Raw genomic sequence first — 15,516 nt, forward strand, 5'->3', positions numbered from 1 at the left:
CGGCCAGATTGGCCCGGCTCGGACGGGAGGTTCGGGATGATACTTGTCGAGGAGACGACACCGGCGGAAGCGGCGCTGCCGGTGGCTGAATTGCGGGCGCATCTGCGGCTCGGCTCTGGGTTTGAACTGCCTGCCAGCGTCGAGGAAGACCGCGCCTTGTCGGGCTTTCTGCGTGCCGCCATGGCCACGATCGAGGGGCGCACCGGAAAGGTGCTGCTGCGCCGCAGCTATCGCATGGTGCTGGAGGATTGGCGCGACGATCAGGGCCAGGCCCTGCCCATGGCGCCGGTCAGCGCCGTCACCGCAGTCGAGATCGAGGCCGCCGATGGCACCATTCGCGCGGTTCCGGCAGGGCGTTGGGTGCTGATGGCAGACAGCATGCGGCCGCTGATCCGTCCGCGCGGCGGCGCATTGCCGGCGGTGCCGGAAGGGGGCAGTGCGGTGGTACGGTTCGACGCAGGTTTCGCCAAAAGCTGGCCGGGCGTTCCGGCGGATCTGGCACAGGCGGTGCTGATGCTGGCGGCCCGCTACTATGAGGACCGCAGCGATGACGGCGCCCGCCACGCCCTGCCGATGGGGGTCAGTGCGCTGATCGAGCGCTGGCGTGCGGTCCGGGTCCTGGCCGGTCGGGGGGCGCGCTGATGGCGGCGCCCAGACTGACCGTACCGCTGGTGCTGGAGACGCGCGAGCGTCAGGCCGACGGCATGGGTGGCCATCGCACGAACTGGCGGGCGCTGGGGGTGGTCCATGCGCATATGGACAGCGGCAGCGGCCGCCAGCGCGGCGCCGAGACCGGCCCGGAAAGCGTCGTCGGCTGGACCATCACGGTGCGGGGCTTCCCCCCCGGCGATCCGCGCCGCCCGGTGGCAGGGCAACGGCTGCGGATGGGGGCGCGGGTCTTCCGCATCGACGCAGTCGCCGAAGCGGACCCGCTGGGCCGCCATCTGCGCATCTTCGCACAGGAGGAATCCGCATGAGCTATCAGGCATCGGCCGCGCTGCAGGGCGCGGTCTATCTGGCGCTGCGCACCGATCCGGCGCTGTCCGCGCTGATCGGCGATGCGGTTTATGACGCAATGCCGATTGCGGCCCCCAGCGGGGTATATGTCTCGCTCGGCCCCGAGGAGGTGGTCGATCTGTCCGACAGCGGCGGGGCGGCGGCACGGCACGACTTCGTTGTTTCGGTTCTGGCCGGGACGGATGAAGCCGCCGGCTTTCGTGCCGTCAAAGAGGCGGCGGTTGCCGTCAGCGCGGCGCTGGAAGGCGCCGACCTAGTTACCGACGCAGGCCGGATTGCCGGGCTGTGGTTTCTGCGTGCCCGCGCCAAGCGGGTGGTGAACGGCGCCGAGCGGCGGGTCGATCTGACCTTTCGGGCGCTGATGGATCTGGCTTGAGGAGACGACAGGATGGCGGTTCAAAACGGACGTGATCTGCTGATCAAGATGGACATGACCGGGGCGGGCGAATTCGAGACGGTGGCCGGGCTTCGCGCCACGCGCATCGGGTTCAACGCCGAAACGGTCGATGTGACCAGCCTGGAAAGCGAAGGCCGCTGGCGCGAGCTGCTGGGCGGCGCTGGTGTGCGTTCGGCATCGATTTCCGGTTCCGGGGTGTTTCGTGACGCTGCGACCGATGGCCGTGCACGGCAGGTCTTCTTCGACGGCGAGGTGCCGCGATGCCAGATCATCATCCCCGATTTCGGCATCGTCGAGGGCCCGTTCCAGATCACCTCGCTGGAATATTCGGGCAGCCATAACGGCGAGGCGACCTATGAGATCGCGATGGCCAGTGCCGGCGCGCTGAACTTCGTGGCGCTGTGATGGTGAACCCGTTGCGCGGTGAGGTCGAGATCACGCTGGACGGCATCCCCCACGCCGCGCGCCTGACCCTGGGCGCGCTGGCAGAACTGGAGGCGGCCTTGCAGACCGGCTCGATGGTCGAAATGGCGGCGAGGTTTGAGGAGGGGCGCTTCTCGGCCTCGGACGTGGTGGCGGTCGTCGTGGCGGGATTGCGCGGCGGCGGCTGGCGCGGGGGCAGAGATGATCTGCTGTCGGCCGATATCGAAGGCGGGCCGGTGGCGGCGGCGCAGGCGGCCGCACAGCTTCTGGCCCGTGCCTTCGGTGTCGTGGCGGCATGAACGGCCTGGATTGGCCGGGCCTGATGCGGGCGGGGATGACCGGGCTGCGCCTGACGCCCGATCAGTTCTGGTCGCTGACCCCGGCCGAGTTGGCGCTGATGCTGGGCGTAGATCCCGCAGCCGCCCCAATGACGCGATCCCGGCTGGCCGCGATGTCGCGTGCCTGGCCGGATCGCCCCCCGGTAAAGGAGATGGAAGATGGCGGACAAGAACGGACTTGATCGCGACGGCGACGAGTTGGAACGGCAATTCGACAAATCGGCGCAGATGACGGCTTCCTTTTCGGCCGAACTGGGCCGGATGCAGCAATCCATGCTGCTGACCAGCCGCGAGGCCGACACCTTTGCCAATGGTGTCGGCAACGGCCTGAAAAGAGCCTTCGACGGGCTGATCTTCGACGGGATGAAGCTGAATGAGGCGTTGAAGGGGATCGCCCGCGGCATGACCGACACGGCCTATTCGATTGCGATGAAGCCGATCAAGGATGCGGTGTCGAACGTCATCGCGCAAAGCATCGGCGGGGGCGAACCGATCCCGTTCGCCAAGGGCGGTGCGCTTTCGCAAGGTCGTGTGACCGCCTTTGCCAAGGGCGGCGTTGTCAGCCAGCCCACGCATTTTCCCATGCGCGGCGGCACCGGCCTGATGGGCGAGGCGGGCCCCGAGGCGATCATGCCGCTGACCCGAGGCGCTGATGGACGCCTGGGCGTCGCAGCATCGGGATCGGGCGGGCGCCCGGTCAGCGTCAATATCACCGTCAATACGCCGGATGTTGCGGGTTTCGCCCGCAGCCAGAGCCAGATCGCCGCCCAGATGGGCCGTATCCTGGCCCGCGGCCAACGCAACCTGTGAGGCGGCATGTTCCACGAGATCCGATTTCCCGCAAACCTTTCGTTTGGCTCGGTCGGCGGCCCCGAACGCCGGACTGAGATCGTCACCTTGACCAATGGTCATGAAGAGCGCAACGCGCCCTGGGCGCATTCGCGGCGTCACTATGATGCCGGACTCGGCCTGACGGGGCTTGATGATATCGAGGCCCTGGTCGCGTTTTTTGAAGCGCGTGGCGGACAGCTTCATGGCTTTCGCTGGAAGGACTGGGCTGACCACAAGAGTTGCGTCCCAAGTCGCGCGCCGGAATATCGCGACCAGTTGCTGGCTCAAGCCGATGGTGAGGCGACGAGTTTTCAGCTGGTCAAGGCCTATGCATCGGGTGCGGCACGCTATTTGCGGCCAATCCGCAAGCCGGTGCGAGGATCGGTGCTTGTGGGCTTGGGTGGCGAAGAACAGCGCGAGGGCCAGGAGTTCGCGGTCGATTACACCACCGGGATCATCACCTTCGCCTCTGCCCCCGGACACGGAGCCGAGATTACGGCGGGTTTTGAGTTCGACGTGCCAGTGCGCTTTGCCACAGACCGGATCGCGGTTTCGGTGGCATCGTTCAACGCCGGCGAAATGCCGCAAATTCCAGTGATCGAGGTGCGGGAATGACAACTACGCAGATTGCACGCGCCTGGGCGATCACCCGGCGGGATGGGTTGGAACTGGGCTTTACCGACCATGACGGAGAGCTGAGTTTTGCCGGTATCCGGTTTCATCCTGATGCCGGGCTGACCGCGCAGGCGGTCGTACAAGGAGCTGGCCTGTCCGTCGATAATACCGAGGCGATCGGCGCCTTGTCGAATGGGGCCATCGAAGAACGCGACATCATTGCCGGCCGTTGGGACGGCGCGGAGCTGCGCCAATGGGAAGTCGACTGGACTAACCCTGCCGAGCACCGTCTGGTCTTTCGCGGCCATCTTGGCGAGGTGACCCGCGCGGGTGGCGCGTTCAAGGCCGAACTTCGCGGTCTTTCCGAGCCGCTGAATCAGCCAGTCGGTCGCGTCTTCCATCCGCGTTGCAGTGCTGTCCTTGGCGATGCGGCCTGCGGCGTTGATATGTCGCAACCTGGGCTGTCGGGCGAGGGTAAGATCGTTTCGATCACCGGTGGCAGCTTCCAGCTGGCAGGGTTCGCCGGGTTTGATGACCGCTGGTTCGAACGCGGGCGGCTGGTGGTCATTTCTGGCGAAGCCAAGGATGTCGGCGGGCACATCAAGAATGATCGCGCGACGCCCAATGGCGGGCGCGAGGTCGATCTGTGGACCCAGACCGGGATCATGCCGGCGGTGGGTGACCGCGTGCGGCTTTATGCGGGTTGTGACAAGTCGGCGGGATGTTGTCGGGCGAAGTTCGGGAATTTCCTGAATTTTCGCGGATTTCCGCATCTTCCGCAGGAGGATTGGCTGATGGCGCCCGGGAAGGACAACCCACGCTCTGGCGATTTCAAACCGTCGGGCGGGCAAGGCAACAATGACTGATCGCGGACCCGAGGTTCTGGGCATCGCGCGCCGTTGGATCGGGACGCCCTATTTCCACCAAGGCGCCTCAGCCAAGGTCGGCACGGATTGCCTGGGCCTGATCCGGGGGATCTGGCGCGAGCTGTACGGTGCCGAGCCCGAGGAAGCCCCAGCTTATACGCCCGATTGGGGCGAATATGGCCGCGACGAGCTTCTGCTGGCTGGCGCGCAGCGGCACTTGATTCCCGACGATGGCGTCGAGCGTATCGGGCAGGTGCTGCTGTTTCGCATGCGCTCGGGTGCGGTCGCGAAACACTTGGGGGTCGTTTCGGCGATCGGTGACGCGGCCGCCTTCATCCATGCCTATGACCATCACGGCGTCATCGAGAGCCCGCTTTCGATGCCCTGGCGACAGCGGATTGCCGCGCGTTTCCGCTTCCCCTGATTGAGAGGAGTATTTCATGGCCACCATCGTCTTGTCAGCCGTTGGCGCATCGATCGGCGCCGGTTTCGGCGGAACCGTCATGGGCCTTGGCGGCGCCGTCATCGGCCGTGCAATCGGTGCCACTGTTGGCCGGGTGATCGATCAGCGCCTGTTGGGCGCGGGCGCGCAGGCGGTGGAAACCGGCCGCATTGACAGGTTGCGACTGCAGACCACGGGCGAGGGGGTTTCGATCCCGCGCCTTTGGGGGCAAATGCGCATGCCCGGTCATGTGATCTGGGCAGCGCCATTGACCGAGGTCACCTCGCGCCGTGGCGGTGGCGGGAAAGGCACCGGCCCGAAGGTCACCAATATTTCCTATCGCCTGAGTTTTGCGATGGCGCTTTGCGAAGGGCCGATCCTGGGTGTGGGTCGGGTCTGGGCCGATGGCGAGGAAGTGTCGCCTGCGGATCTGAACATGCGTGTCTATACCGGCGCAGGCGATCAGTTGCCCGACCCTTGCATCGCCGCGCATGAAGGCGATGACGCACCGGCCTATCGGGGCACGGCCTATGTGGTGATGGAGGAATTGAACCTGGAGCCCTGGGGCAACCGGATGCCGCAGCTGAGCTTTGAGGTTACCCGCGCGGCGCGTTCGGGCGAGGCTCTGTGCGATCAGGTGCGCGCGGTGGCGATGATTCCGGGCACCGGCGAATACTCGTTGGCCACGACGGCGGTCAGCTATGATCTTGGCTTTGGCGAGGCCGTACCGGCCAATAGCGCGACTGTGATGGCGCCGACCGACTTTTCCGCCTCCATGGACATTCTGGGGCGCGAGTTGCCGCGCGTCGGTTCGGTCTCGCTGGTGGTTTCGTGGTTTGGCGACGATCTGCGGGTGGGGCGCTGCACGCTGCGCCCGAAGGTCGAGGATGCAAGTCGCGACGGCGCGCAGATGGCGTGGCGCGCGGGTGGGATAGACCGTTCGGCCGCGCAGCAGGTTGCCCGCAAGGATGACCGTCCGATCTATGGCGGTACACCGGCAGACGATTCGGTTATCGAGGCATTGCGCGGCATCGCCCAATCGGGCCGCAAGGCCGTGTTCTATCCCTTTATTCTGATGGAGCAGCTTGGCGACAACGGTCGCAGCGATCCCTGGTCCGGGGCCGCACATCAGCCCGTCATGCCCTGGCGTGGCCGGATTACCGCCGAAATCGCGCCCGGTCGTGACGGCAGCCCGGACGGCTCGGCGGCGAATGTTCAGGACGTAAAGAAGTTCTTTGGCAATGCCACCCGCAGCGATTTCGCCGTTGAAGACGGCAAGGTCGTCTATCGTGGTCCCGACGAATGGGGGTATCGCCGCTTTATCCTGCACTACGCACATCTCTGCGGTGTCGCGGGTGGGATCGACACGTTTCTGATCGGATCCGAGATGGTCGGGCTGACGCAGCTGCGCGGTCCGCAGAACAGCTTTCCGGCGGTTGAGGAACTGCGGCGTCTGGCGGCCGATGTGCGGGCGATCCTCGGCCCAGAAGTGAAGCTCAGCTATGCCGCGGACTGGTCAGAGTATTTTGGCTATCATCCCGGCGGAGGCGAGGCTTTCTTCCATCTCGACCCGCTTTGGGCCGATCCCAATATCGACTTCATCGGCATCGACAACTACATGCCCCTGTCGGATTGGCGCGACGGAGAGACCCATCTGGACGCGGAGTGGCGCCGGATCGATGCCCATGGCTATCTGGAATCGCAGGTTGCGGGTGGGGAGGGGTATGATTGGTATTATGCAGATCCAGCCCATCGTGAAGCGCAGATCCGAACGCCGATCACTGACGGCGCTTATGACGAGCCATGGATCTGGCGCTATAAGGATCTGGCCAACTGGTGGGGTAAGCCGCATCATGATCGTCCGGGTGGGGTGCGTGCGGAAGATCCATCGCCCTGGGTTCCGCGATCAAAGCCGATCTGGTTCACCGAAATGGGCTGCGCGGCCTTGGACAAAGGGACCAATCAGCCCAACAAGTTCCTTGATGCGCTAAGCTCGGAATCGCAGTTGCCGCATTACTCGTCCGGGCGACGGGACGATGCCATGCAGGCTGCCTATATCCGTGCAATGACGCGTTATTGGGGCGACGCGGAGAATAACCCGATCGGTCGCTATGGCGGGCGTATGATTGACATGTCGCGCGCCCATGTCTGGTGCTGGGACGCTCGGCCTTTCCCGGCCTTTCCGGGGCGCACGGATCTGTGGTCGGACGGCCCGGCCTGGGATCGTGGGCATTGGCTGAACGGGCGGGCAGGGGCGGCACCGCTTGCATCGGTCGTGGCAGATATCTGCGCGGCCGCGGGCGTGACCTCGTTCGATGTGTCGGGGCTGTCGGGCGTGGTGCGCGGCTATGTCGCCAGTGCCGGCGAGACGCCGCGCCAGACGCTGCAGCCGCTGATGCTTGCATACGGCTTCGATGCTGTGGAACGCGACGGCAAACTGCGCTTCACCATGCGGGACGGTCGCATCAGCGCCACCATAGACGAGCCGGAATTGGCAGAGCAGGAGACAGGCGCGCATGAGACCGTGCGCCTGGCCGAGGCTGAGATGACCGGGCGTCTGCGCCTGACCCATGTCGCAATCGGTGATGCCTATACAACCTCGACGGTCGAGGCGGCTTTGCCGAATGATCCCTCGGCGGCTGTATCGGACAGCGAGATGCCATTGCTGATGACCGTTCCCGAGGCGCGTGCGACAGCCGAGCGTTGGTTGGCCGAATCGCGGCTGGCACGCGATACGATCCGCTTCCGCTTGCCGCCCTCTCTGGGCAGGCTTGGGCCGGGAGACGTCGTGGCACTGACTCGACGCGGCGACAGTGCGCCCAAGCGTTGGCGCATCGAACGGGTCGAGCGGGCAGGGGCCGTGACCGTTGACGCCGTGATGACCGAACCCGGCATTTATCGTCCCGCCGATTTCCTGGAGGGAGGGATCAGTGTGCCACGTTATCGGCCACCGATGCCGGTCTGGTCGCTGATCATGGACTTGCCGCTGATACGTGGCAACGAGATCCCACACGCCCCGCATCTTGCGGCTGCGGCCAATCCCTGGCCGGGCTCGGTCGCAGTTTACGGTTCGGGCAGCGAGGACAGCGGCTTCACGCTGAATACGACGGTGCCGCGTGGCGCGATGATCGGGGTGACGGAAACCGTGCTTGCGCCGGCGCGGGCGGGGTTGATCGACCGGGGCCCGGGACTGCGGGTCAAGTTCGGTACGGGGGCCCTGGCGAGCGCCTCGATGCATCGGTTGTTGCAAGGGGCGAACCTGGTGGCCATTGGCGACGGTTCGGCGACAAACTGGGAGATTTTTCAGTTCGCCCGGGCCGAGCAGTTGTCTTCCCGCATTTGGGTGCTGCATGACCGCTTGCGAGGTCAGTTCGGCACCGACGCGGTCATCCCAGAGGAGTGGCCGGCAGGATCCAAGGTGGTGGTGCTGGACGACGCGCTGAAGCAACTGGCCTTGGACCCTGTGATGCTGGGTCAGCAGCGTTATTGGCGCATCGGACCGGCGTTGCGGGCCGTGGATGATCCCAGCTATCGGTTGCGGACTTCCTTGACCAAAGGCGCCGGCCTGCGGCCGTTGTCGCCCTGTCATCTCAGGCTGTCCGGTAGCAGGTTGAGCTGGATACGGCGCACACGTTTGTCGGGCGACCGCTGGGATCTGCGCGAGGTTCCGTTGGCCGAGACGCGTGAGGGTTATCTGGTGCGCGCCACGGCGGCCGATGTCACGCGTGAATTTGAAACGGTGCGACCCGAACTGACCCTGCCGCAGGACCTTCTGGTCCATGCCGGACAGGGCGGGCTGACCATCTCTGTCGCCCAAATCTCGGACGAATATGGTCCGGGTCCTTCAATTACCAGGAGCTTCTGATGACCGATCAAACCACCTCTCGCCTGGCGTTGCCTCTGGTTCAGGCGGCGCAGGCCCAAAAACACGTGACAGTCAACGAATCGCTCGCAAGGCTGGATGGGCTGGTGAATCTGGTGTTGGGTAGCCTCTATCGCAGCACGCCTCCGGCGACGGTTGTCGATGGGGCCTGCTTCGCGGTTCCGCCCGGTGCCACAGATGCCTGGGCTGGAAAGGATGGGCATATCGCCATTGCCAGCAATGGCGGTTGGGTCTTTGCCGAAGCGCAGATCGGGATGAAAGCCTTTGTTACCGACATTGGCGTCAGTGCCGTGTTTGACGGTGATATCTGGGTCGAGGGCGCTTTGACTTTGGGCAGCTTTGGCTCTGCACTGGTCGCGCGTACGGCTGAAGTCGAGGTGACGCTGACAGCCGGCGACAGTTTCACGACCGATCTTTATATCCCGAATTCGGCAATGGTGATCGGTGCCACGGCGCGCGTTACCGAGACCATCGACGGCACGCTGACCAGTTGGCGGATGGGAACGGACGGTGCCTTCGATCGCTTTGGTTCGGGGTTGGGAATCCAGCAGGGCTCCTGGGCGCGGGGCATGTTGTCGCAGCCCTTCACCTATTGGAGCCCGACGCCCATCATCCTTTCGGCCACGGGCGGGCAGTTTGCTTCGGGCAGACTGCGGATCGCCGCGCATTGGATGGAGCTGACCATGCCGCGCTGATGGGTTTCCTGCGCCACGCCTTTGCGCTAGTTTCTGCGGAAAGGAGGTGGCCATGAACAGCCCCGCGACACCAATTGTCACCGCTGCGGCGCCCCTGGGCGGCGCAGCGCTTTGGCAGCAGATCTGTGCCGAGGCACGCGACGCGATCAAGACCGAACCCCTGCTGGGGGCCTTGATTCATGCTGGCCTGCTGCATCACGAGAACCTGCAATCCGCCCTTGCCTATCGCTTTGCGATGAAACTGTCGTCGGGCGAGATGTCGGGGCAGCTGCTGCGCGAGATCGCGGATGCAGCCTATGCCGCGCGACCGGAGCTGATCGCCGCCGCCGAGGCCGATTTGCGGGCGGTTTATGAGCGTGATCCGGCGACGCATCGCCTGTTGCAGCCGTTGCTTTTTTTCAAGGGCTTTCAGGCGCTTCAGGCCTATCGGATCGGTCATTGGCTGTGGACCGAGGGGCGGCGTGACATGGCGTATTTCGTGCAGATGCGCTGTTCCGAAGCGTTTGGCGTCGACATTCACCCCGCCGCGCGTGTCGGTCGGGGAATCATGATGGATCACGCCCATTCCATCGTCATCGGCGAGACGGCGGTGGTCGGCGATAACGTGTCGATGCTGCATTCGGTCACGCTCGGCGGAACGGGCAAGGCAGATGGCGATCGGCACCCGAAAATAGGCAACGGCGTGTTGATCGGTGCTGGCGCCAAGGTGTTGGGCAATATCACCGTCGGGCGTTGCAGTCGCATCGCAGCGGGGTCCGTGGTGCTCAGCGATGTTCCGCCCTGCAAGACGGTCGCCGGGGTTCCCGCCCATATCGTCGGCGATGCCGGTTGCACCGATCCCGCCTTTGCGATGGATCACCTGATCGAAGTCACCGAAATGGAGGAGGGCGGCGCCTAACCCAGGCCCGCCACCCATTTCGGCACGATGTGCGTCGCCGGGCCAATCAGCTGTTCGTGAAAATCCCGGCTGACGGCGGACTGATCCAGGTTCAATTCCACGCAATGCGCGCCGGTGCGGCGCGCATGCTGTCCGAATCCCGCAGCCGGATAGACCTGCCCCGAGGTGCCGACAGCGGCGAAGATTTCGGCCCGTTCGATCGCTTGCCAGATCCGTTCCATGTGATAGGGCATCTCGCCGAACCAGACGATGTCCGGGCGCGCGGCTGCGGCACTGCATGCGGGGCAGGGGGTTTTCACATCGGTCTCTGCCGGGCTGGGCCAGCGATGCCCGCAGGCCGCGCAAAGCGCGCTTGCCAGTTCCCCATGCATATGAATGACATTCGTTGAGCCGCCGCGCTCATGCAGATCATCGACGTTTTGCGTGACCAGCGTCAGATCATGCCGCTTTGCGAGATCCGCTAGCGCGTGATGCGCGAGGTTGGGCTTTGCCTGTGCAGCTGCCGACCTGCGGGCATTGTAGAAACGGTGGACGAGGGCAGGGTCACGGGCAAAGGCTTCGGGTGTGGCCACATCCTCGATGCGGTGATCTTCCCATAGCCCGTCAGCGGCACGAAAGGTGCGTAACCCGCTTTCCGCAGAGATACCTGCCCCGGTCAGGACGACGATGCGCATTCAGCGGCAATAGGCCTCGGCCGCGCCGGCGAAAGCCTTGTAGCGGGCCCAGAAGGCGTTGTCTGCGTCGCGTTTGGACATACGAACAACCTGCGCCTTATGCGGGTCGCGAAAGAAGGACGCTGCCATGCGCTGATCCGAGCGCGACAGCGTCTGGTTGGCCACCTGCTGGACGCATTTGCACAGCGTCGGCTGGCGTGCGCCGCGGTCGGATCGGACGCAGGCGCTGTCGATCGGGCCAGCCACGGCCAGCGGCGTGGTCAGGATTACCGCGGCCGCGGCAATGAGCATACGATTCATCTCTGTCTCCTCGGGTCTGCCTGATGCCTTGTCGGCTTGTTGGGGGCGGCCTCGACCGGCACCCTGTCCAGAAAATCTAGCAAGAAATCCGGTTTCGCTCAATCTTTCGCTGGGCGCAGAGATCGCGCACCATCGGCGGGAACCTGCCATATGTGGTGTCAGGCCAGGCGCGGGTCATAGCCCGCCTGGCGAATCACGTTCTGGGCATCCGCAGGGTCCAGGCCATCGACGATCACCTCGTGCCGCTCCAGATCGACGGTGGCTGAGCCGCCTGCATCGCTTACAGCTTTCTCGATGGCGGCCTTGCAATGGGCGCAGCTCATGTCCGGTACGCTGAGTTTCATCCCTGTCTCCCTGATTGCGGATGAAGGATGATCCACAGCCGCGCGTTCGGCAAGGTTTTCAGATCAGCGCGAAACGATCCACGTCGACCATGCCACGATCTGTGATCTTCAGATGCGGGATGACCGGCAGGGCCAGAAAGGCCAGTTGCAGGAAGGGCTCGTGCAGGACCACGCCCAGATCTCGGGCGGCGGCGCGCAAGGCAACAAGGGCCTCGTGGACCTGCTCAAAACCCCACTCGCTCATCAAGCCGCCGATGGGCAGGGCCAGCTCGGCCTTGATGTCGCCATCCCGCGCCACGACGAAGCCGCCGCCGATTTCGGCAAGGCGCCGGGCGGCAAGGGCCATGTCCCCGTAATCCATCCCGACCAGTGCGATATTGTGATGATCGTGACAGACAGTCGAGCCGATGGCACCGGTCTTCATCCCGAAACCGCGCACGAAGCCATTGGCGATATTGCCATTCTTGCCATGTCGTTCAATCACTGAAATCCGGGCGAGGTCGCGGGCGGCGTCGGGGCGTTGGTCGCCGTCGATCCGGCTTATGTCTTCGATCAGGTGATCTGTCAGGATGCGGCCGGGTTGAATGCCGATAACGGGCGTCGGGCCGGTGCCGGGCATGCGAAAGCTGTCAGCGTCAAGCGGCGGCAGGTGGACCGAGTTCAGCCCGACGGGTTCGCGCCGGCCGCGGCCGGCGAAGGCTGCCGCATCCGCCTCGATTCCGCCGCAGATCACGCGGCTGACGGTACAATTTTCCACATTCGACAGCATCACGATATCGGCGCGTTTGCCCGGTGCGATCTGGCCGCGATCTTTCAGGCCGAACGCCTCTGCCGCCGACAGCGATGCCGCGCGATAGACCGCCAGCGGATCGCAGCCATGCCCGATCAGCCGGCGGATCATTGCGTCAAGATGCCCTTCTTCGGCAATGTCCAACGGGTTCCGGTCATCGGTGCAAAGACACATGTAGGGCGCTGTCAGTGGCGTCAGAACCGGTGCAAGTGCATCCAGATCCTTTGAAACCGAGCCCTCGCGGATCAGGATGCGCATGCCCTTTTGCAGCTTCTCGATGGCCTCGGCGGCGGTCGTTGCCTCGTGTTCGGTACGGATCCCGGCGGCGATATAGCCGTTCAGGTCACGTCCCGACAAAAGCGGCGCGTGGCCATCGATATGGCCGTCCTCAAAGGCGTGCAGCTTGTCCATGCAGACCGGATCGCGGGCCAGGACGCCGGGGTAGTTCATGAATTCCGCAAGCCCGATCACCGCTGGATCATCGGCGAGCGTCAGCAGCGCCGCCGTATCCAGTGCCGCGCCAGATGTCTCCATCGGCGAAGACGGCACGCAGGACGACAGGTTCACCCGCAGATCCATCAGGGTGTGGCGCGACGCGTCGAGGAAATAGCGGATGCCGTCGGCGCCGATCACATTGGCGATTTCATGTGGATCGCAGATCGCGGTGGTCACGCCGCGCGGTGTCACGCAGCGGTCGAATTCGGACGGCGTCACGCAGGAACTTTCCACATGCAGGTGCGTGTCGATAAAGCCGGGAACAAGCGTTTCACCGGTTACGTCGATCTCTGCCCGACCGTGATACTCTGCCCCGATGCCCACGATCCTGTCGCCGCAGATGGCAACGTCGCCGGTGATCCGCGCGCCCGTCACCATGCACCAGACGGTCCCCCCCTTCAGCACCAGATCTGCCGGCTGCTCGCCCCGCCCTTGGGCGATGCGGTCTTCGATGGACATATGCCGCTCCTTTTTTGCAGCGATGATCGGGCAGGGTTGGGGCGACGTAAAGCCCCCCCTTGCTGCTGTGACCCGCGGGAACTCGGCCGGGTAGAGTGGTCGTTGCCGCGTTTCAAGCGGCGAATAGTTGCCTGACCGCCAAAACAAGCGAGCCGCGGCGCTTTAATGCAGCGAATGTCTGTCAGAACGGGGTAAGATCATTTTTCAGAGTGTCGGGGGGGTAATGTCAGAGGAAATTTCGGGTAAGGACCCCGACGGGGCGAATGCCGATGTGGCTGCGTCTTCAGACGGGGCGGTCGGAAAAAAAGCGAAGTCCAAGAAGAAGGCGAAGAAATCGGGAAAGGTCGAAAGTGACCGGCCCGAACAGCTGGGTTCCGGCAAGGCCGTCGACACGCTGTTTCGCAATGCCATCCGGGCCGAGCTGGACATCATCAACCTGGCCGCGATGAAGGCCAATATCATGATCTCGCTGAACGGCCTTATCATCTCGGCGCTGATGATTTCGGGGGCGTTTATTTTCGCCTCGACGCAGGTCTTCATCCTGCCTGCCATGGTCTTCATGCTGACCGCCGCCGGATCCATCTTTTTCGCCTTGCTCGCGGCCTCGCCGGAACGCGCCGATGCGATTGCCGGACTTTCACGCTGGTTGCGCGATTTCGTCCGTCGGAAGGCGCGGTGGAATGAACTGCGCCATTACATCGACGCGTCGCGACAGGAAACGACCGGGTATGAAGGGCTGAACCTGCTGATCTATGAGGATCGCGTCAGGCTGGACCCGGCCGAGTACTGGATCCGCATGCAAGAGCTTTTGCGGGACCGCGATCAAGTCTATTTCAAAATGGCCGATCAGCTGTATTGGCTGGGCCAGATGGCCAGCCGCAAGTTCCGCATGCTGGATATCTCTTACCGTATCTTCCGCTGGGGATTGGTGGCCTCGGTCATCAGCTTCTTCGGAATGAAATCTCTGTTCGGCCTGTTCCCGGCGCTGTCGGGGCAGGGCGTGGTGCGGCTGACCAATCTGGGCATCAATGAGTTCGAAGATATTTATGAGCCATCCGCCGTGCAGCAGTTGCCCGATGGCCGGATCATCGTGGTCGAGGATGAGGCGTCGCGGGCGATCTCGGTCATGCGCATGGGCGATGACGGTCGATTGATCGAAAACGCGGCGGCAGACCAGAAATATACCCGCGCTTTCGGTCGGCAGCTGAACGATCTGGAGGGGCTGTCAATCGATACACGCGAGAATGTCTATGCCATCACGTCGCATTCGCTGACCGGTAAGGGAAAGCGCCAGCCGGATCGCGAACAACTGGTTCGGTTCCGCGTCCGGGGCAGCCAGATCGGCGATATCGCCAGCGTCACCATTCTTCGGGACGCACTCCTGCGTGATGAAGGCTTGCAGAAGGCTGTTGCCGATGCCGCCGGTGAACCTGCCGATTTCAGCAAGCTCAATATCGAGGGCCTGGCCTTCTATCGCAGTGGCGGGCAGTTGATGCTGGGCCTGCGCGAACCGCGCGTTGCCGGGTTGTCGCTGATCGTGCCCATCGAAAATCCGGATCAGATGTTTGACGGCGCCAGCCCGAAATTCGGCGAACCGACCCTTCTGGATCTGCAGGGCGGCGGGATCCGTGCGCTCAGCTATGATCCGGTTCTGTCCAGCTTCCTCATCGTGAACGAGATCGATTCCCATACCGGCGATCCGATGTCACAGCTTTGGCGTTGGTCGGGTCAGCGCGGCGCCCTGCCGGAACCGGTGGCCCTGCCCGAGATCATCAACCTCAACAATGTCGAATCCATCGATTCGATCACCATTCACGGCGAGCCGCGCCTGCTGATCATGTCGGATGAGGGGAACCCGAAGAAGAACGAACCGGCCCGTTACATGCTGCTGGAATACAACCAGCTGTCCCCGTGACCGTGGGCAGGTGCGGCCAGACCCGTGCCTGCCGGTGCCAAACCTGCCGGCACCTTCGGCCGGGCCTTGCGCCTGTGCGGAAAAATCATCCGCGGCGGTCGCACGCGCCCTCTTCCAGCGTCCCCTCTGGCCCT

18 protein-coding genes are annotated in these 15,516 nt (G+C 64.1%); 14 read left to right on the top strand and 4 right to left on the bottom strand.

The genetic code is table 11. The features are described 5' to 3' along the window. The first annotated feature begins 36 nt into the window (after positions 1 to 36). Genes G7044_RS02840 through cysE form a run of 13 tightly spaced genes read left to right on the top strand, consistent with a single transcriptional unit; the run spans position 37 to position 10,405 of the window. Positions 37 to 642 (top strand): head-tail connector protein, encoded by a 606-nt coding sequence (locus G7044_RS02840; protein ID WP_166325640.1) that lies wholly within the window; start codon positions 37 to 39, stop codon positions 640 to 642. Beyond that, a complete protein-coding gene (locus tag G7044_RS02845; protein ID WP_166325643.1) occupies positions 642 to 977 on the top strand; it encodes a head-tail adaptor protein in 336 nt (111 codons plus the stop codon). Before G7044_RS02840 ends, G7044_RS02845 begins: the two co-directional genes overlap by 1 nt. Further along, positions 974 to 1,393, top strand: a complete 420-nt coding sequence (locus G7044_RS02850) for a DUF3168 domain-containing protein (protein WP_166325646.1) — start codon at positions 974 to 976, stop codon at positions 1,391 to 1,393. The genes G7044_RS02845 and G7044_RS02850 overlap by 4 nt, the downstream gene beginning before the upstream one ends. Positions 1,394 to 1,405: 12 nt before the next feature. After that, entirely contained in the window at positions 1,406 to 1,819 is a 414-nt protein-coding gene (locus G7044_RS02855) for a phage major tail protein, TP901-1 family (protein ID WP_166325649.1), read from the top strand. Beyond that, on the top strand, positions 1,819 to 2,136 hold the full coding sequence (locus G7044_RS02860; protein ID WP_166325652.1) for a gene transfer agent family protein: 318 nt from the start codon (positions 1,819 to 1,821) through the stop codon (positions 2,134 to 2,136). The genes G7044_RS02855 and G7044_RS02860 overlap by 1 nt, the downstream gene beginning before the upstream one ends. Then, a complete protein-coding gene (locus tag G7044_RS02865; protein ID WP_166325655.1) occupies positions 2,133 to 2,357 on the top strand; it encodes a rcc01693 family protein in 225 nt (74 codons plus the stop codon). The genes G7044_RS02860 and G7044_RS02865 overlap by 4 nt, the downstream gene beginning before the upstream one ends. Next, a complete protein-coding gene (locus tag G7044_RS02870) occupies positions 2,335 to 2,985 on the top strand; it encodes a phage tail tape measure protein (protein WP_166325658.1) in 651 nt (216 codons plus the stop codon). Before G7044_RS02865 ends, G7044_RS02870 begins: the two co-directional genes overlap by 23 nt. A 6-nt stretch (positions 2,986 to 2,991) precedes the next feature. Beyond that, positions 2,992 to 3,621 (top strand): DUF2460 domain-containing protein, encoded by a 630-nt coding sequence (locus G7044_RS02875; protein ID WP_166325661.1) that lies wholly within the window; start codon positions 2,992 to 2,994, stop codon positions 3,619 to 3,621. Then, positions 3,618 to 4,487: a DUF2163 domain-containing protein gene (locus G7044_RS02880; protein WP_166325664.1), complete on the top strand. Its 870-nt coding sequence runs from the start codon at positions 3,618 to 3,620 to the stop codon at positions 4,485 to 4,487. The genes G7044_RS02875 and G7044_RS02880 overlap by 4 nt, the downstream gene beginning before the upstream one ends. Then, positions 4,480 to 4,911 (top strand): C40 family peptidase, encoded by a 432-nt coding sequence (locus G7044_RS02885; RefSeq protein ID WP_166325667.1) that lies wholly within the window; start codon positions 4,480 to 4,482, stop codon positions 4,909 to 4,911. Before G7044_RS02880 ends, G7044_RS02885 begins: the two co-directional genes overlap by 8 nt. Before the next feature lie 16 nt (positions 4,912 to 4,927). Beyond that, positions 4,928 to 8,794, top strand: a complete 3,867-nt coding sequence (locus tag G7044_RS02890; RefSeq protein WP_166325670.1) for a baseplate multidomain protein megatron — start codon at positions 4,928 to 4,930, stop codon at positions 8,792 to 8,794. Beyond that, on the top strand, positions 8,794 to 9,507 hold the full coding sequence (locus tag G7044_RS02895; protein WP_166325673.1) for a DUF2793 domain-containing protein: 714 nt from the start codon (positions 8,794 to 8,796) through the stop codon (positions 9,505 to 9,507). Before G7044_RS02890 ends, G7044_RS02895 begins: the two co-directional genes overlap by 1 nt. Positions 9,508 to 9,559: 52 nt before the next feature. Continuing rightward, entirely contained in the window at positions 9,560 to 10,405 is an 846-nt protein-coding gene (cysE, locus tag G7044_RS02900; RefSeq protein ID WP_166325676.1) for a serine O-acetyltransferase, read from the top strand. Here cysE and G7044_RS02905 read toward each other — a convergent pair. The 4 genes from G7044_RS02905 to ade form a co-directional block, all read right to left on the bottom strand. Further along, positions 10,402 to 11,079 carry an NAD-dependent deacylase gene (locus G7044_RS02905; protein WP_166325679.1) on the bottom strand — a complete coding sequence of 226 codons (678 nt, stop codon included), beginning with the start codon at positions 11,077 to 11,079 and terminating at the stop codon, positions 10,402 to 10,404. The two genes, cysE and G7044_RS02905, sit on opposite strands and share 4 nt — an antisense overlap. Further along, positions 11,080 to 11,379 (bottom strand): hypothetical protein, encoded by a 300-nt coding sequence (locus G7044_RS02910; RefSeq protein WP_166325682.1) that lies wholly within the window; start codon positions 11,377 to 11,379, stop codon positions 11,080 to 11,082. Positions 11,380 to 11,537: 158 nt separating this feature from the next. Then, on the bottom strand, positions 11,538 to 11,723 hold the full coding sequence (locus tag G7044_RS02915) for a heavy-metal-associated domain-containing protein (RefSeq protein ID WP_166325685.1): 186 nt from the start codon (positions 11,721 to 11,723) through the stop codon (positions 11,538 to 11,540). A gap of 58 nt (positions 11,724 to 11,781) precedes the next feature. Beyond that, positions 11,782 to 13,467: an adenine deaminase gene (ade, locus tag G7044_RS02920; protein ID WP_166325688.1), complete on the bottom strand. Its 1,686-nt coding sequence runs from the start codon at positions 13,465 to 13,467 to the stop codon at positions 11,782 to 11,784. 223 nt (positions 13,468 to 13,690) lie between these two features. Between ade and G7044_RS02925 the strand changes: the two genes are divergently transcribed. Further along, positions 13,691 to 15,382 (top strand): DUF3616 domain-containing protein, encoded by a 1,692-nt coding sequence (locus G7044_RS02925; protein WP_166325691.1) that lies wholly within the window; start codon positions 13,691 to 13,693, stop codon positions 15,380 to 15,382. Positions 15,383 to 15,516: the final 134 nt, after the last annotated feature.

Origin of the sequence: Paracoccus xiamenensis (genome assembly GCF_011308835.1) — a bacterium.
Taxonomy (GTDB): Bacteria; Pseudomonadota; Alphaproteobacteria; order Rhodobacterales; family Rhodobacteraceae; genus Paracoccus; species Paracoccus xiamenensis.